Here is a 14696-nt window from a genome sequence, read left to right on the forward strand (position 1 = left end):
GACACGGGGCAACGCGGCCGCGCGGCGCCCATTGAGGCGGGGACGCCGACATTGGCAGTCCGGGATTCTCGCGCTTGCCGCCCTTCGACCCCACACCCCTCGTTCAGAACATAGAGAGCCTGTTTCGCCGGCTCCGCCTCGTGGGCGTTCTCGGCGGAGCGGCCGTTCTGGCGACCCTGTCCGCCCTGGCGATCCTGCGCTAATCGAGCGGCGGCGGAGGATCGTCCGGCGGGCCGGCCGCCACCCGGACTTCATAGATCGGCGATCCCCCGTCTTGGAACAGGACGAGCGTGAACGCCGTCTGGTGCACGCCTTTCAGCGCATGGTCGCGGATCAGGTCTCCCACAGCCAGCAACGCTTCGCATCGGGCCGCGTTGTCATCCCCAGCCATAAGCTGAAGACGCTCCTCCATGCCGGCGACGCCGATTTTCAGGCGGTATTTCCTCATGGAGCCTATACGTGAGAGGCGGGGCTTGGATGTCGCTTAGCTCAATTTGTTCAATGCTGGACGTTCTCGTCCAGAAGTTCGAACGTCGTGACGATCTGTCGCCGGCTCAGAGGCGGGCCATTCTTCGACTGCCCGTCGAGCGTCTCCAGGCGAGCGCTGGGGAAACGATCGTGCGCGAGGAGCGGCGTCAAACCTCGAGCCTGCTGCTGCTGTCCGGTTACGCCGGACGGGTCGCCTTTGTTGGAGACGGCGGGCGGCAGTTCACCCAGATCGGGCTGCCCGGCGACTTTCTGGACCTGCACAGCCTGGTTATGAAGCGGATGGAAAACGGCGTCATGGCCATTTCCGACTGCGAATTAGCGAACATCCCCCATTCCGCTCTTCGCCGACTGGCCTCGCGCGATCCCCATCTGGCGCGAATGTTCTGGCTGGAAACGGTGGTGGATGCGGCCATCCACCGGGTCTGGCTGGTCGGCATGGGACGCCAGGACGCCCAGGCGCGTATGGCCCACTTGTTCTGCGAGATATTCACCCGGCTGGAGCCGGTGGGGCGAACGGCCGAAGGGAGCTTTGACTTTCCCCTTAACCAGAATGATCTGGCCGATGTTCTGGGCCTGTCGTCCGTTCATGTGAACCGAACCCTGATGGCGCTGAGGGCGGCCGATCTCCTCGACGTGCGCGACGGCCGCGCCGTTATCAAGGATTGGGATGGTCTGAGCCGCGTCGCAGAGTTCGACCCCCAGTATCTGCGTCTCTGGAAGGAGGCGGTTTGAGCTTCAGGCGCCCGAGCCCGGCTCCGCCATCTTGCGGTGCCTTTCGGCCAGGACGGTCTGGGGGGTGATCGCCGCCATCGCCGCCTGGACCTTGTTGCCGAGACCCGCCACCACGTCGCCGTCGCCCCGCTTCATCGCCGCATAGCCCGCCTTTGCGACATCCTCCGGGTTGGCCTTGTCGCCCTGGGCGACCTTGGTGTCCATCATGTCGGCGCGCTCGAAGAATCGGGTATCGGTCGGGCCGGGCATCAGGACGGTGACCGACACCCCTGAGTCCTTCAGCTCATTGCGAAGGGCCAGGGAGAAGCTGTCCACGAAGGCCTTCGAACCATTGTAAACGGCCTGGAAACTGCCCGGCATCAGGCCGGCGATCGAGCCGGTGAACAGGATGCGGCCTTGGCCGCGCGCCCGCATGGTTCTGCCGATCAGATGGACCAGACGCACCGTCCCGGTGATGTTGGTGTTGATCACATGAAGGATCTCATCGAACGGCTGGTCCAGAAAGGCTCGGCCCAGCCCGTGACCGGCGTTGGCGGCCAGGGCGTCGATCGGACGCTCGCCGATCAGCGCTCTCAAGGACTGCACCCCCTCTTCAGAGGCCAGGTCGACCTGAAGGGCCTCGACATGGGCGCCCAATCCCTCAAGCGCCTGCATCGCCTCAGCCAATGGGGTGTCGGCGGCGATGACGAGGTCGTAGCCGTCCTGGGCGAACAGCTTGGCCAAGGCGTAGCCGATCCCCGATGAGGCCCCAGTGACCACGGCCAGCGGCCGAACGGTTTCTGCAGCGGTTTGATCCAGGGCGTCGGTCATTGATGAACTCCGGCTTTTCAGCCTGACCAACTCACGCCTGGGCCCAGTGTTCCGTCCAAGACTCGACGGAACAAAGCCGGCGCCGCTCGGTTCACCACGTTCAGCCGATCGGAGCTAAGTCCATGTCTTATAGTGACGTTTCAACCGACGCCGACGTCGGATCGACCGCCTTCCTTGAAGAGGATCGGCAAGAGGGCGACCATGACTCTTCAAGTCTGCGTGCGGCCCTGATCAACCGGCCGAGGCAGGAACTCTATGACTACTGGCGGGAGTTTCGAAACCTGCCCAGCTTCATGGAGAATGTGAAGGCCGTCGAAATTCTGGACGGGCGTCGCTCGCAATGGACCATAGCCGGCCCCGCCGGCGCCGACTTCGACCTGGTCTGCGAAATCACCGAGGATCGCCCGGGCGAGCGGATCACCTGGACCTCTTCCGAGGGCTCGGACGTCGATCACGAGGGCTGGGTCGACTTTAAGGACAACCCCTTCGGCCGCGGCACGGAGGTCCGGGTCTTCATCAGCTATGATCCGCCTGCGGGGGTGGTGGGCAAGGTGGTCGCCAAGGTGATGCAGCGCGAGCCGCGGGTTCAGGCCCGGCGCGAGCTTCGCCGCTTCAAACAGCTGATGGAGACGGGGGAGGTTTCGACCTCCAAGGCGCCCGAGGCGGCGCCCCGCGCCTCGCGCCACCTCTGATCCATTTCCCTCGAACCAAGGAGCCCAAATGCGCGCCCTCACATGGCACGGCAAACACAATGTCCAGGTGGATACGGTCCCTGACCCCCAGATCGTCAATCCCAGGGACGCCATCATCAAGATCACGGCGACCGCCATCTGCGGCTCGGACCTGCACCTCTACGACAGCATGATCCCCGGCATGTCCAACGGAGACATCCTGGGACATGAGTTCATGGGGGAGGTGGTGGAGGTCGGCCGAGGCAACACCAGCCTGAAGAAGGGCGATCGCGTCGTTGTTCCCTTCGTCATCGCCTGCGGCCAGTGCTTCTTCTGCGAACGGTCGATGCCGGCCGCCTGCGACAATTCCAATCCCGCCGACAAGGCCGACGCGACCGAGATCGCCTACGGCCATTCCGTCGCGGGCCTGTTCGGCTATTCGCACCTGACCGGCGGCTTCGCCGGGGGACAGGCCGAATATGCGCGCGTGCCCTATTCCGACTACGGCCCGATCAAGATTCCCGACGGGATCGACGACGAGAGGGTCCTGTTTCTGTCCGACATCTATCCGACCGGTTGGATGGCGGCGGAGAACGCCCAGATCCAGCCCGGCGACACCGTCGCGGTCTGGGGCTGTGGACCGGTCGGTCTGTTCGCCATCAAGAGCGCGATCCTTCAGGGCGCCGGCCGGGTGATCGCCATCGACCGTCACCCGAACCGATTGGCCCTCGCCAAGGCCAATGGCGCAGAGGTGCTGAACTATCACGAAGTCAAGGTGCGTGAGGCTCTGTTGGAGATGACGGCCGGCCTGGGCCCCGACAGCTGCATCGACGCCGTCGGCATGGAGAGCCACGGCTTCTCGCCAGACAATATCGTCGATGCGATCAAGCAGGAGACCCGACTGGGGACAGACCGACCCCACGTACTGCGCGAAACCATCATGGCGGTGCGCAAGGGCGGAACGGTGTCGGTTCCAGGCGTTTACGGCGGGGTGGCGGACAAATGGCCTGTTGGAGCCTTCATGGAGAAGGGGCTGACGCTGAAGACCGGCCAGACCCATGTTCAGCGCTATCTGCCGCAACTGCTGCAACTGGTGCTGGACGGCAAGATCGACACCACCGACCTGATCAGCCATCGCCTGCCGCTGGAACAGGCCCCTGAAGGCTACAAGAACTTCAAGGAAAACCAGAACGAATGGACCAAGGTGGTCCTGAAGCCGCACTGAGGCTTCAGCAGCCGCAGGCGAAGCGATGAAGGCGCGCGGGGTCGGTGACGATCATCCGACCCCGCGACAGCTTCAGCGCGCCGTCCCTCTCCAGGGCCTTCACGGCCGCATTGACGCTGGTGCGTTGGACGCCCATGGCCTGGGCCAGGATGGACTGGGTGGTGCGCAGTTCAGGGCCCGAAGTCTCGTACAGACGGCGAATCCAATTGGCCGTGCGGTGGGGCACCTGGTGGACGGCGTTGCAGGCCGCCTCGGCCTGCACCCGCGACAGACGGTCCAAGGCATGGCGGGCGAAAACGTGTTCGACCCAGGCCTGCCCCATCAGATCCGACAGTTCGGCGGCCGGCGCCTCGATCCAGTGGGTGTCGATCAGAGGCAGAAAACGCACGGGATAAAAGGCGGAGGCCAGCGAGGCTTCCCAACCGAACATCGCGCCTCGGCCATGAAGGCCGACGCAGGCCATGTTCTTGCGGTCGAAGGCCGCCAAGGCGCCGTCCAGCACAAAGCCCACCGCCGCACGCCCTTCCAGGCTTTCCCCGGCGCGGCCGCTCCGCATCTGACCCTTCTGTCGGACCAGATCCTGGACCTCGTCCGGCATCAGCCGCAGCACCGGGTGATCCCGCACGCCTTGCGGACGATGGTCTTCCGAAATCGGATCGCCCGAGGAGACCGCGAGGGCTGAAGCGGCGTCATACATGCACCCACCCTGCACGGCGCGTAAGGCCAAGGCATTCACATGGGTTAAGCGAGGGCGGCGATCACCGCGCCTTGTGCGTTTCTTTTTCCCGTTCGGACCGGACCGCCCGGCAAGGAGGTAGGGCGAACGCCGCCCAGCCTCGGATACGGGGGTCGAGGGGGGCGCGTTTCTTTCATTGGATCATCCGGCCGCCGTGTCTGAACCGAGCGGGGCATGGACGTCCCCGTGATCCGGCCGCGGAACCCGCCGCAGCGGCTGGCCTTTCCTTAGGAACAAGGAGCCGCACGATGACGATGAAGTTTTACCAGATAGACCTGGAGCAAGGCGGGGTGACGCGAACCGTGCGCGTTCCGTCCGAGACCGATGTCCAGGCGGCCGACGCGGCCGCGCCTCTGATGAAGGCGGGCGAGCGGATCATCGCCATTCGCCAGGTCGTCGATGACGGATTGCAGAAGGCCGACGCCCTGCCGCCGGTCTCCCAGGCGGAGTCGTTCGCCGAGATCACGCCGGGCGCGGCGGCAAAGGGGCCGCCTCCCACCAGCTGACGCCGCAGCCGGCGCCGGGTCGCGCTGAAGACTGACCTGGGTAAGCTGAGGCGTTGCGCTGAAGGAGGGTTGACGGCATTGTCGGGCGGCAGACGAGTGAACCATGGCCGACCAAACGATGAACATCGACGACGCCTCTCCGCAGTTGGGGCGAGACGATTTAGTGACGATGGTTCAGGCGGTTGTCGGCTAAGGTGTCCGAGACGACGACATCGGTGAACGTCGCCCAGCGCCTGACGCCTATGGAGGCGGCCTGTCTGCGCCGTGTGCGCGACGGTCTTCAGTCGAAGGAGATCGCGCTCGAATTGGGCCGCTCCGCCAAGACCATAGACAAGCATATCGAGAACGCCTGTCGCAAACTGGGCGTCAGCAGCCGCCGGCAAGCGGCGCGCCTCTATTTCGAACCTCTACGGGACGATTCCGTAGGGGCGTCATTCCCCCTGCCCACCGCTCCCGACGCCGTCTCTGATGACGGTCGGAAAGGAGGCTTGGATGCCGCACTCGGGATGTCATCTGCCGCCCGTCACATGGGAGGAGCTGGAGGCGATCTTCGAGGATTTGGCGGCGACGAACGAGGAACGCGAGACGGCTCTGCGGTTGCTGGATCTGACACGGACCCTTCAGCCCTATCTCTCGCCGCTCGATTTGATGCGCGAGATACTCTGCATCGCGCTCGTTCTCCCCAGCGAGAACGATCGGCCGCCAAGACGGCCGGCGTTGCCGAGCGAGTTCGTAAACTGGCGATGATCCCGATCTTCGCCGCCGTCGCACTCGCCGTTCTCGCCGCCATTCTCGGAGGCAGCGTGCAGCTTCAGCTCGCTGTGCAAGCGCTCGATCGTCTGCTGTCCGGCCGCTAGGTCTCTCTTTCCGCTGATCAACAGTTGAGGCGACGCCGACAGCTCGGCGTCGGGGAGCGGACAATGCAAAGACTTGAAATCGCGCAAACGATCGCGAACGCCCTGTTTCGGGCGGAGGACCAGGCCGACCAAGGTCTGATGGCGGCGAGCGCCCTCGTCAGCCTGATGGCGGAGACGCGGCTGGATCATCGCCTTTCGGCCGTCTTGGCCGCTCAGGCCGTTTCGGAGACCACCGAGGCCATTCGGGCTTTCGGCGAAGCGCGCGCCCGTCTGGTGGCGGCGCATGCGGCGCTGGAACAGGCCGCGCCGGCGCTCATTGGGCGCGAGACGCGACTGATGGGGCCGCTGACAGGCAAGCCTGAAACCGACCAGCCCAGGACCGCTCGTCTTCGGGCCGCCGCCTGATGGTGACGCCGGACTTGCAAGGTCGGACGGCGCGCGCCACGAAGACCTATGCAATCGCTACACACGCCGCTGCAAATCGGTCTGACCGTCGCCATGGCGGTCTGCCTTCTCGTCGCCCTCTGGAAGGGCGACGGGTCGGCGCGGCTGGCGGCCTTGGGCATGGTGGCGGGGTCGGTGCTCAGCGCCTTGGTGCAGGATCGCGCCAACCCCGACGCCGCCCAGTGGCTGATCATGGGGGTGGACGCGGCCTATCTGGGGCTGTTGGCGGCGATGGCTTGGCGCAGGCCCGCGCGCTGGCTGGTCTGGGCGGCGGCGTTCCAACTCGCCCAGGCGGTGACGCATCTCAGCTTTGCGCTCAATCCGGAGATTCTCGGCCGGGCCTATATCAGCACCTCCTATGTGCTGTTCGCGGGTCTGCTTTGCGCCCTGTTCGCCGGGCTTCTGCGATCGGAGGCCGCCCATGAGCATGACGGCCGAACCGATCGATGCGACTGACCGCTATGTAGGCGACCGCCTGTCGGAACTGCGCAGGGAGATGGGGTTGAATCTCTCCGAGCTGGCGAGGACCAGTGCGATTTCGATTGCGGAGCTGTCGGCCATCGAGGCGGGCAGGGGGAAGGTCTACAGCGCCACCCTCTGGCGTCTTTGCCGCGCCCTCCACGCCGACCTGGACGACGTCCTGCCGCCCCGCGACCTCACGGTCAGCGGTCGCGCCTGAAGGCGTCGGACAAGTCTTGATGGAGGAAGGCGACGATGGTGGGTGATCACAGGTTCGAACTGTGGACCCGCTGATTAAGAGTCAGCTGCTCTACCGACTGAGCTAATCACCCACACCGATCGTCGCGACTTCGGCGAAGACGAGCGCCTCGCCGAAGGGCGCTCCTACTACCCACCCGTTCCGGGCTTGGCAAGCGCTTTCGCAAACTTTCTTTGACGGGCATGGTCTCGGCCGAATCAGCCGCAAAGACGGTGGGGGAGTGAGCATCATGGCCTTTTGGAACCGGCGTCGTTCGATCGATGTCATGACGGCGCCGCACGACGGGCCGCGGCTGAAACCGACGCTCAGCTGGCCGCATCTGCTGGCCCTGGGCGTGGGCGCCATCGTCGGCACCGGCATTCTGACCCTGATCGGGGTCGGGGCGGGTCTGGCGGGGCCGGCGGTATTGATCAGCTTTGGCCTGGCGGGCCTGGTCTGCGTCTGCGCCGCCCTGGCCTATGCCGAGCTGTCGACCATCATGCCGACGGCGGGCAGCGCCTACACCTATTCCTACGCCGTCCTGGGGGAGATGATCGCCTGGGTCGTCGGCTGGAGCCTGATCTTGGAATATTCGCTGGTGGTCTCGGCCGTGGCGGTGGGCTGGTCGGGCTATGCGGTCGGCTTCCTGAGCGGCCTGGGCGTCGATCTGCCGACGGTCCTGACGGCGGGGCCGCACGCCGGGGGAATCATCAACCTGCCGGCCGTCGCCATCATCGGGGTGGTGACCGGCCTGCTGCTGCTGGGCACCAAGGAGAGCGCAACCCTGAACGCCGTCCTGGTGGTCATCAAGATCGCCGCCTTGGTCGTCTTCGTCGCCATCGCCCTGCCGGCCTTCAAGCCCGAGAACTTCACCCCCTTCATGCCCAACGGTTTCGGCGCCCCCTTCGTCCAGACGGGGGTCATGGCGGCGGCGGCCATCATCTTCTTCGCCTTCTACGGCTTCGACGCCATCTCCACGGCGGCGGAGGAGACCAAGAAGCCTGAGCGGGACCTGGCCATCGGCATCATCGGCTCCATGCTGGTCTGCACGGCCCTGTATCTGGTGGTCGCCGCCGCCGCCATCGGCGCCCGGCCGGTCTCCGACTTCGCCGACAGCCCCGAGCCCCTAGCCCTGATCCTGCGCCAGATGGGGCAGGGGACGGCGGCCCAGTGGATCGCGGCGGCGGCGGTGATCGCCCTTCCGACCGTGCTGCTGGCCTTCCTGTTCGGCCAGAGCCGCATCTTCCTGGGCATGGCGCGCGACGGCCTGTTGCCGCGTCGGCTGGCCAAGGTCTCGGCGCGCGGCGTTCCGGCGGTGGTGACGGTCTTTACGGCTGTGGTGGTGGCGATCCTGGCTGGGCTGTTGCCGCTGGACGAATTGGCTTCCCTGGCCAACGCCGGCACTCTGGCCGCCTTCTGCGCCGTGGGCGTCTGCCTGATCGTGCTGCGGATTCGCGAGCCGGGCCGACGCCGCGTGTTCAAGGCGCCCCTGTGGCCCCTGGTGGGCGCCGTCACCGTGATCGGCTGCGTCGTCTTCTTCCTCAGCCTGAAGCCGGTGACCCAGATCGGCTTCGTCGTCTGGAACCTGATCGGCGTGCTCATCTATCTGGCCTGGTCGTCCAGGAACTCCCGTCTGGCCAAGGGCGAGGAAGAGGCCGCCTGATGGCCCGTCGCGACCTGACCGGCGCCGTCGACTTCAGCGTGCTGGAGGGCATGACCGGCGGCGACCCGGCGATTTCGGAAGAGGTGCTGGGCCTGTTCGTCGAACAGGCCGCCCTCTGGTCTGTGCTTCTGAACCCCAGGGCCGACGGTTGGCGCGACGGAGTCCACACCATCCGGGGCGCGGCCGCAGGGATCGGCGCCGGCGACCTGGCGGCGATCTGCGCCCAGGCGGAAACGGTCGAACAGGCCCTGGCGGCGCCGGCGCTGGAGCGGGTGCGCGACGCCCTGGACGCCGCGCTGGCCGACGTCGCGGCCTATCGCCACGAGCTGATGCTGCGGGGGCTTAAGGCCTAGCTTCGAGTCCGGTCGTAGACCGCGAACTCGTGCGCGATGCACCGGTCGATCAGCAGCCGCCAGACCGGTTCGGCGATCTCGGGCGACAGGTGGTGCGCTTGCGCGGCCGTCAGCACCTTGGCCACCACGTCGTCGATCCGGGCCTGGTCGAAGACGGCGTCGCGGTCGGGCTTGATGCGGGCGGCCGCCTCCATGTAGCGCTGGCGTTCGGCCAGCAGGGCGACCAGGGCGCGGTCCAGGGCGTCGACGCCCTGGCGGACCTCGGCCATGGACTGGCATTCGGCGGGATCGACGCGAGGATCGACGGCGACAAGGGCAGGGTGGTGCATGGCGGTCGGGTTAGCCGGTCCGACCGCCCAAGCCAAGTCGTCAGCCGACGAAGGCCCGCTCCAGCACATAGTCGGCCGGTTCCGCGTTCGAGCCTTCCTTCAGGCCGTAGGTCTCCAGCAGTTCGCCGGCCTCCTTGATCATGGCCATGGAGCCGCACAGCATGACCCGGTCCTTGGCCGGATCGAAGCCTTCGGGCAGGCCCAGGTCGCGGAAGAAGTCGCCCGACTTGATCCGGTCGGTGATCCGGCCGGGCGTCTGGAATTCCTCGCGCGTGACCGTGGGATAATAGGTCAGCTGCGCCCTGGCCTCCTCGCCGATCAGCGGGTCGTCGTGGACCTCGCGGGTGAAGAAGTCGCGGTAAGCCAAGTCGGCGACGTTGCGCACCGTATGGATCACATAGACATGGCCGAAGCGGGAATAGGTCTCCGGATCGCGCGCCACGCTCAGCCAGGGCGCCAGACCCGTGCCGGTGCCGATCAGGAACAGCCGCTCGCCGCCGGTCAGGGCGTCCAGCACCAGGGTGCCGGTCGGCTTCTTGCCCATCAGCACGGTGTCCCCGGCCACGATCTTCTGCAGGCGCGAGGTCAGGGGGCCGTCGGCGACCTTGATCGAGAAGAACTCCAGCTCCTCGGCCCAGCAGGGGCTGGCGATGGAATAGGCGCGCAGGATCGGCTTTCCGCCGTCTTCGCCAGGCAGGCCGATCATCACGAACTCGCCCGAGCGGAATCGGAAGTCCTCGGGCCGTTTCACGCCGAAGCTGAACAGACTGTCGGTCCAGTGGCGAACCCACAGGACCTCAAGTTCGTTGAACGGACTGGCTTTCACAGGGGCGGGGGAGAGGGCGGCGTCGGTCATGGTGCGGCCTCTCTAGTCTGAGAACCGGTCGCAGGGAAGAAAAAGCGCTCCGGGCGGCGACCACTTTTCCTAGTGACGGCTTGCAGAAGCGTCGCTAGCGTCGCCGACCATGCGCACCCTTCTTCTCGCCTCGACCATCCTCCTCTCGGCCGGTTCAGCGGTCGCCCAGGAGACCCCCTCCAACATCCTGACGCCTGAACGGGTCTTCTCCAGCCCCAGCCTGAACGGCCCGGTGGCCAAGGGGGTCAGCCTGTCGCCCGACGGCCAGTTGGTGGCCTTTCTGCGCTCGCGCGAGGACAATGTGGACGTCCAGGACCTGTGGGCCGCGCCCACCGGCGAGGGCGAGCCCTACAAGCTGATCGACGCCCGCGCCCTGGTTCCCGACGCCGGCGAACTGTCCGAGGCCGAAAAGGCGCGGCGCGAGCGGATGCGGATCAGCGCCCGCGGCGTGGTCGAATACGCCTGGGACCAGCAGGGCCGCTACATCCTTGCGCCGCTGGAGGGCGACATCTTCCTGGCCAGCCGCGCCGACGGCAAGGTGCGCCGCCTGACCGAGACCGAGGCCGACGAGATCGACGCCAAGGTCTCGCCCAAGGGCAACTATGTCTCCTGGGTCCGCGACCAGAACCTGGTCATCTATGATCTGGCCACGGGCAAGGAGACGCCGATCACCGACGACGGCGCCGGCCTGATCACCTGGGCCACGGCCGAGTTCATCGCCCAGGAGGAGATGGATCGCGACACCGGCTACTGGTGGAGCCCCGACGAACGCTACATCGCCCTGACCCGCGTCGACGAAAGCCCGGTAGACGTCGTGCCGCGCTTCGAGATCACCGGCGGAGGCGCCACCATGGTCGAGCAGCGCTATCCCCGCGCCGGCCGCCCCAACGCCCTGGTCGAACTCTATGTCCGCGATCTTCAGAGCGGCGCGCGGGTCAAGGTGGATCTGGGCGCGAACACCGACATCTATCTGGCGCGGGTCGACTGGTCGCATGACGGCAAGACCCTGTATGTCCAGCGTCAGTCGCGCGACCAGAAGACGCTCGACCTGCTCAGCGTCGATCCGGCCACCGGCGCCTCGCGGGTCATCCTCAGCCAGAAGGCCGAGGCCTGGGTCGATCTGAACAACGACTTCCACGTCCTGCCGGACGGCCGTTTCATCTGGTCGAACGAGGACAGCGGCTGGCGGCACCTCTATCTGTACGACCGCAACGGCCGCCGCATCCGGGCGATCACGCACGGCGACTATCCGGTCAAACATCTGGACGGCGTCAACGAAAGGACCGGCGAGGTCTATTTCACCGCTTCGATGCGCGACGGCAAGGAACTGCCCATCGAACAGCAGATGTTCCGCGCCAGCCTGAACCGCACGGTCGATCCGGTGGCGGTGACCCCGGCCGGCGGCTGGTGGAACGTCTCGGTCAATGGGCCGGCGACCGCCTATGTCGGCAACTATTCCGATCCGAAAACCCCGCCCCAGTCGGCCCTGTACCGCATCGACGGCACGCGCATCCGCTGGATCGAGGAGAACCGGCTCGACGCCGATCACCCCTTCGCGCCCTACGTCTCGCGTCTGCGGGCGCCCGAGTTCGGCACGATGCAGAGTCATGGGGAAACCCTGGTCTGGCGCATGACCACCCCGCCCGACTTCGATCCGTCGAAGAAGTACCCGGTGGTGATGCAGGTCTACGGCGGTCCCGGCACCGGCGCGGGCGTGCAGAAGAGCTGGCAGCCCCTGACCAACCAGCTGCTGACCGAGGCCGGCTATATCGTCTTCCGCGTGGACAACCGCGGCGAGGGCGACCGGTCCCAGGCGTTTGAGACCAGCATCTATCGCCGCCTGGGCATTCCTGCGGTCGAGGATCAGGCTTTGGCCGCCAAATGGCTGAAAACCCTGCCTTATGTTGATGGCGACCACATTGCGGTCATGGGCTGGAGCTTCGGCGGTTTCCTCAGCCTGCTGACCCTGACCGATCCGGACGCCGGACTGGCCTCGGCGCTTGCCGGCGCCGCCCCGACCGAGTGGAGCCTGTACGACACCCACTACACCGAACGCTACATGTCCACGCCCCAGGACAATCCGGACGGCTACGCCGCCACCGACGTCCTGCCGCGCCTGGATCATCTGACGGGGCGCCTGCTGATCCTGCACGGCATGGCCGACGACAATGTCATCTTCGGCAACGCCACCCGCGTGATCGACGCCCTGCAGGCCAAGAGCACGCCGTTCGAGATGATGCTCTATCCGGGCCAAAGGCACGGCGTCCGCGGCGAGCCGAGGCAGCTTCAGCAATGGCGGACCTATCTCGACTTCCTGGATCGCACGATTGGAAAGCGAGCGGAACCGGCCGCCGACTGATCCTGTCCGCTGCGGTCGCGCTGTCCCTGGCGGGATGCGCGACCGGGGCTGATATGGTCGGGCAGGACGTTGCACCCGCCCGCCCCGCAGTCGTTGAGAACCGGCACCCCCAGTATGCCTATCCATCCGCGTTTTTGTTCATTTCGAATGGGAAGCGGGTTGATGAGTCTTATCGATCCGTCATCCGCTGGAGCGAAGGTCCGTGGTCAAGCACCGGGTCTTCGGACATCGCGGAAATGCCGATCCTATTGAAAGACAATATCGAGACAGCGGACATGCCGACGACGGCCGGGTCGCTGGCTTTGGCGGACAATGCGCCGGGTCGCGATGCGCCTCTCGTCGCCCGCTTGAGAGCAGCCGGGGCCGTCATCGTCGGCAAGACCAATCTGTCGGAATGGGCCAACATCCGTTCGTCGGACTCTATCAGCGGCTGGAGCGCGGTCGGCGGCCAGACCCTGAACCCCTATGACCCCGCCCGCACCCCCTGCGGCTCCTCGTCCGGCAGCGGCGCGGCCGTCGCCCTGGGCCTGACGCCGGCGGCTATCGGCACCGAGACCGACGGCTCGATCACCTGTCCGGCTTCGGTCAACGGCGTGGTCGGGTTCAAGCCGACCGTGGGCCTGGTCTCCCGCACCCATATTGTGCCGATCAGCCATTTCCAGGACACCGCCGGCCCCATGGCGGCGACCGTTCGCGACGCCGCGCGGGTGCTGACCGTCATCGCCGGTTCGGACCCTGCCGACGCCGCCACGGTCGAGGCCGACGCGCGCAAGACCGACTATGCCGCCGCCCTGGACGCTGGGTCGCTGCGCGGCGCGCGGATCGGGGTGATGCGTTTCCTCAAGGGCTATTCGCCCGAGACCCAGGCCGTGTTCGAACAAAACCTCCAGGCCCTGCGGGATGCGGGCGCCGTGCTGATCGACCTGCCGGAAGGCCCCGACGGCCGCACCCTGGGCGAGGCCGAGTTCAAGGTGCTGCTGTACGAACTGAAGCACGATCTGAACGCCTATCTGGCCTCCACCGACCCGACCCAGGTCAAGACGCGCACCCTGGCCGAGGTCATCGCCTTCAACGCCGCCGAGCCGCGCGAGACCGTGCTGTTCGGCCAGGACATCTTCGAACAGGCCCAGGCCCTGGGCGGACTGGACGACCCCGACTATGTCCAGGCCCGCGCCACCTCGCTGCGACTGGCGGGAGAGGAGGGCATCGACCGGCTGATGCGGGCTCACAGCCTGTCCGCCCTGGTCGCCCCCACCACCTCGCGCGCCTGGACCAACGACCCCAAGGACGACGACGACATGCAGGGCGCCGCCAGCCGTCTGGCCGCCGTCGCCGGCTATCCTCACCTGACGGTCCCTATGGGGTTTGATCGCAACATGCCCATAGGCCTCAGCTTTATAGGTGGAAAATGGGATGACGCGCGCATCCTTTCGCTCGGTTACGCCTTCGAACAGGCGACGCAGGCGCGGCGGCCGCCGCCTGTTTCCCGGCCCTGACATCGGGCGGTCGCGGCCGCAGGGAATGCGGCATGAGCGACCTGATCGCCAATATCGTCGGCTCGGCCGCAGCGGTCTGTTCCGTCACCAGTTTCGCACCCCAGGCGCTCAAGATCTGGAAGGAGAGGGACGCCTCCTCGGTTAGTCTGAAGACCTATTCCCTGACCGTGACCTGTTTCGCCCTGTGGGTGGTCTATGGGGTGATGACCCAGGCCTGGCCCGTCACCGTGGCCAATTCCTGCGCCCTGGTCATGGCGTCCTGGGTTCTGGTGATGAAATGGCGGTTCCGCGACGGTGATCCCGCAGCCTGACGGCCCGATTCTGCAGGTTTGATCCGGATCAAGGCGAGGCGGCGGAGGCGGCGCGAGGGTGGGGCTGAGGAGATTTCCCATGCCCCATGACGCCGTCCCCTTCGTCGCCGCCATCGTCGCGGCCTTCGTCTTCTTCATGGCCGCCCTTGGTCTGGCCAGTCT

General features: G+C 66.4%; 19 protein-coding genes and 1 tRNA gene. 14 read left to right on the plus strand and 6 right to left on the minus strand.

Annotated elements, in window-relative coordinates; translation table 11 throughout:
- Positions 1-74 precede the first annotated feature (74 nt).
- The gene (locus JMT67_RS16380) at positions 75-203 is read left to right on the plus strand and encodes a hypothetical protein (protein WP_257720131.1); all 129 of its coding nucleotides are present in this window, start codon (positions 75-77) and stop codon (positions 201-203) included.
- Here JMT67_RS16380 and JMT67_RS01445 read toward each other — a convergent pair.
- The gene (locus JMT67_RS01445) at positions 200-448 is read right to left on the minus strand and encodes a DUF6894 family protein (RefSeq protein WP_201462500.1); all 249 of its coding nucleotides are present in this window, start codon (positions 446-448) and stop codon (positions 200-202) included. The genes JMT67_RS16380 and JMT67_RS01445 overlap by 4 nt on opposite strands.
- Positions 449-501: 53 nt before the next feature.
- On the opposite strand from JMT67_RS01445, the gene JMT67_RS01450 reads away from it, so the two are divergent.
- Positions 502-1221 carry a Crp/Fnr family transcriptional regulator gene (locus tag JMT67_RS01450; protein WP_201462501.1) on the plus strand — a complete coding sequence of 240 codons (720 nt, stop codon included), beginning with the start codon at positions 502-504 and terminating at the stop codon, positions 1219-1221.
- 3 nt (positions 1222-1224) lie between these two features.
- On the opposite strand, the gene JMT67_RS01455 is transcribed toward JMT67_RS01450, so the two are convergent.
- The gene (locus JMT67_RS01455) at positions 1225-2031 is read right to left on the minus strand and encodes an SDR family NAD(P)-dependent oxidoreductase (RefSeq protein WP_152949979.1); all 807 of its coding nucleotides are present in this window, start codon (positions 2029-2031) and stop codon (positions 1225-1227) included.
- 122 nt (positions 2032-2153) lie between these two features.
- On the opposite strand from JMT67_RS01455, the gene JMT67_RS01460 reads away from it, so the two are divergent.
- Both JMT67_RS01460 and JMT67_RS01465 read left to right on the plus strand, forming a co-directional pair.
- Positions 2154-2723, plus strand: coding sequence for an SRPBCC family protein (locus tag JMT67_RS01460; RefSeq protein ID WP_201462502.1), 570 nt, complete (start codon positions 2154-2156; stop codon positions 2721-2723).
- A 28-nt stretch (positions 2724-2751) separates the two neighbouring features.
- Positions 2752-3927 (plus strand): zinc-dependent alcohol dehydrogenase, encoded by a 1176-nt coding sequence (locus tag JMT67_RS01465; protein WP_183215816.1) that lies wholly within the window; start codon positions 2752-2754, stop codon positions 3925-3927.
- Between the two features lie 4 nt (positions 3928-3931).
- On the opposite strand, the gene JMT67_RS01470 is transcribed toward JMT67_RS01465, so the two are convergent.
- Positions 3932-4624 carry a Crp/Fnr family transcriptional regulator gene (locus JMT67_RS01470; protein ID WP_201462503.1) on the minus strand — a complete coding sequence of 231 codons (693 nt, stop codon included), beginning with the start codon at positions 4622-4624 and terminating at the stop codon, positions 3932-3934.
- 287 nt (positions 4625-4911) lie between these two features.
- Here JMT67_RS01470 and JMT67_RS01475 point away from each other — a divergent pair, with 287 nt between their 5' ends.
- The 5 genes from JMT67_RS01475 (at position 4912) to JMT67_RS01495 (ending at position 7149) form a co-directional block, all read left to right on the plus strand.
- Positions 4912-5169 (plus strand): hypothetical protein, encoded by a 258-nt coding sequence (locus JMT67_RS01475; RefSeq protein ID WP_233455752.1) that lies wholly within the window; start codon positions 4912-4914, stop codon positions 5167-5169.
- A gap of 215 nt (positions 5170-5384) precedes the next feature.
- A complete protein-coding gene (locus tag JMT67_RS01480; protein WP_201462504.1) occupies positions 5385-6026 on the plus strand; it encodes a helix-turn-helix domain-containing protein in 642 nt (213 codons plus the stop codon).
- Positions 6027-6089: 63 nt separating this feature from the next.
- Positions 6090-6431 carry a hypothetical protein gene (locus JMT67_RS01485; RefSeq protein WP_054765502.1) on the plus strand — a complete coding sequence of 114 codons (342 nt, stop codon included), beginning with the start codon at positions 6090-6092 and terminating at the stop codon, positions 6429-6431.
- 48 nt (positions 6432-6479) lie between these two features.
- Positions 6480-6926 carry a hypothetical protein gene (locus tag JMT67_RS01490; protein WP_201462505.1) on the plus strand — a complete coding sequence of 149 codons (447 nt, stop codon included), beginning with the start codon at positions 6480-6482 and terminating at the stop codon, positions 6924-6926.
- Positions 6892-7149 carry a helix-turn-helix domain-containing protein gene (locus JMT67_RS01495; RefSeq protein WP_201462506.1) on the plus strand — a complete coding sequence of 86 codons (258 nt, stop codon included), beginning with the start codon at positions 6892-6894 and terminating at the stop codon, positions 7147-7149. Before JMT67_RS01490 ends, JMT67_RS01495 begins: the two co-directional genes overlap by 35 nt.
- A 36-nt stretch (positions 7150-7185) precedes the next feature.
- On the opposite strand, the gene JMT67_RS01500 is transcribed toward JMT67_RS01495, so the two are convergent.
- Positions 7186-7261 (minus strand) — tRNA-Lys (locus JMT67_RS01500).
- Between the two features lie 156 nt (positions 7262-7417).
- Between JMT67_RS01500 and JMT67_RS01505 the strand changes: the two genes are divergently transcribed.
- The gene (locus JMT67_RS01505) at positions 7418-8830 is read left to right on the plus strand and encodes an amino acid permease (RefSeq protein WP_201462507.1); all 1413 of its coding nucleotides are present in this window, start codon (positions 7418-7420) and stop codon (positions 8828-8830) included.
- Positions 8830-9183: an Hpt domain-containing protein gene (locus tag JMT67_RS01510; protein WP_201462508.1), complete on the plus strand. Its 354-nt coding sequence runs from the start codon at positions 8830-8832 to the stop codon at positions 9181-9183. Before JMT67_RS01505 ends, JMT67_RS01510 begins: the two co-directional genes overlap by 1 nt.
- Here JMT67_RS01510 and JMT67_RS01515 read toward each other — a convergent pair.
- Both JMT67_RS01515 and JMT67_RS01520 read right to left on the minus strand, forming a co-directional pair.
- The gene (locus JMT67_RS01515) at positions 9180-9512 is read right to left on the minus strand and encodes a chorismate mutase (protein ID WP_152950036.1); all 333 of its coding nucleotides are present in this window, start codon (positions 9510-9512) and stop codon (positions 9180-9182) included. The two genes, JMT67_RS01510 and JMT67_RS01515, sit on opposite strands and share 4 nt — an antisense overlap.
- 40 nt (positions 9513-9552) lie before the next feature.
- Entirely contained in the window at positions 9553-10368 is an 816-nt protein-coding gene (locus JMT67_RS01520; protein WP_182713816.1) for a ferredoxin--NADP reductase, read from the minus strand.
- A gap of 109 nt (positions 10369-10477) precedes the next feature.
- Here JMT67_RS01520 and JMT67_RS01525 point away from each other — a divergent pair, with 109 nt between their 5' ends.
- The 3 genes from JMT67_RS01525 to JMT67_RS01535 all read left to right on the plus strand — a co-directional run bounded on the left by JMT67_RS01525 (position 10478) and on the right by JMT67_RS01535 (position 14534).
- Entirely contained in the window at positions 10478-12727 is a 2250-nt protein-coding gene (locus tag JMT67_RS01525) for a S9 family peptidase (RefSeq protein ID WP_201462509.1), read from the plus strand.
- 182 nt (positions 12728-12909) lie between these two features.
- A complete protein-coding gene (locus JMT67_RS01530) occupies positions 12910-14223 on the plus strand; it encodes an amidase (protein ID WP_407645741.1) in 1314 nt (437 codons plus the stop codon).
- Between the two features lie 32 nt (positions 14224-14255).
- Complete coding sequence (locus JMT67_RS01535; RefSeq protein WP_201462510.1) at positions 14256-14534, plus strand: SemiSWEET family sugar transporter; 279 nt, start codon at positions 14256-14258, stop codon at positions 14532-14534.
- Positions 14535-14696: the final 162 nt, after the last annotated feature.

Origin of the sequence: Brevundimonas aurantiaca, assembly GCF_904830995.1 — a bacterium.
In the GTDB taxonomy this organism is placed as follows: domain Bacteria; phylum Pseudomonadota; class Alphaproteobacteria; order Caulobacterales; family Caulobacteraceae; genus Brevundimonas; species Brevundimonas aurantiaca.

Excerpts from the sequence above, each read along its gene's own strand:
- JMT67_RS01445 (WP_201462500.1), bottom strand. The coding sequence starts at position 448 with ATGAGGAAATACCGCCTGAAAATCGGCGTCGCCGGCATGGAGGAGCGT.
- JMT67_RS01450 (WP_201462501.1), top strand. The coding sequence starts at position 502 with ATGCTGGACGTTCTCGTCCAGAAGTTCGAACGTCGTGACGATCTGTCG.
- JMT67_RS01455 (WP_152949979.1), bottom strand. The coding sequence starts at position 2,031 with ATGACCGACGCCCTGGATCAAACCGCTGCAGAAACCGTTCGGCCGCTG.
- JMT67_RS01460 (WP_201462502.1), top strand. The coding sequence starts at position 2,154 with ATGTCTTATAGTGACGTTTCAACCGACGCCGACGTCGGATCGACCGCC.
- JMT67_RS01465 (WP_183215816.1), top strand. The coding sequence starts at position 2,752 with ATGCGCGCCCTCACATGGCACGGCAAACACAATGTCCAGGTGGATACG.
- JMT67_RS01470 (WP_201462503.1), bottom strand. The coding sequence starts at position 4,624 with ATGTATGACGCCGCTTCAGCCCTCGCGGTCTCCTCGGGCGATCCGATT.
- JMT67_RS01475 (WP_233455752.1), top strand. The coding sequence starts at position 4,912 with ATGACGATGAAGTTTTACCAGATAGACCTGGAGCAAGGCGGGGTGACG.
- JMT67_RS01485 (WP_054765502.1), top strand. The coding sequence starts at position 6,090 with ATGCAAAGACTTGAAATCGCGCAAACGATCGCGAACGCCCTGTTTCGG.
- JMT67_RS01490 (WP_201462505.1), top strand. The coding sequence starts at position 6,480 with ATGCAATCGCTACACACGCCGCTGCAAATCGGTCTGACCGTCGCCATG.
- JMT67_RS01495 (WP_201462506.1), top strand. The coding sequence starts at position 6,892 with ATGAGCATGACGGCCGAACCGATCGATGCGACTGACCGCTATGTAGGC.
- JMT67_RS01505 (WP_201462507.1), top strand. The coding sequence starts at position 7,418 with ATGGCCTTTTGGAACCGGCGTCGTTCGATCGATGTCATGACGGCGCCG.
- JMT67_RS01510 (WP_201462508.1), top strand. The coding sequence starts at position 8,830 with ATGGCCCGTCGCGACCTGACCGGCGCCGTCGACTTCAGCGTGCTGGAG.
- JMT67_RS01515 (WP_152950036.1), bottom strand. The coding sequence starts at position 9,512 with ATGCACCACCCTGCCCTTGTCGCCGTCGATCCTCGCGTCGATCCCGCC.
- JMT67_RS01520 (WP_182713816.1), bottom strand. The coding sequence starts at position 10,368 with ATGACCGACGCCGCCCTCTCCCCCGCCCCTGTGAAAGCCAGTCCGTTC.
- JMT67_RS01525 (WP_201462509.1), top strand. The coding sequence starts at position 10,478 with ATGCGCACCCTTCTTCTCGCCTCGACCATCCTCCTCTCGGCCGGTTCA.
- JMT67_RS01535 (WP_201462510.1), top strand. The coding sequence starts at position 14,256 with ATGAGCGACCTGATCGCCAATATCGTCGGCTCGGCCGCAGCGGTCTGT.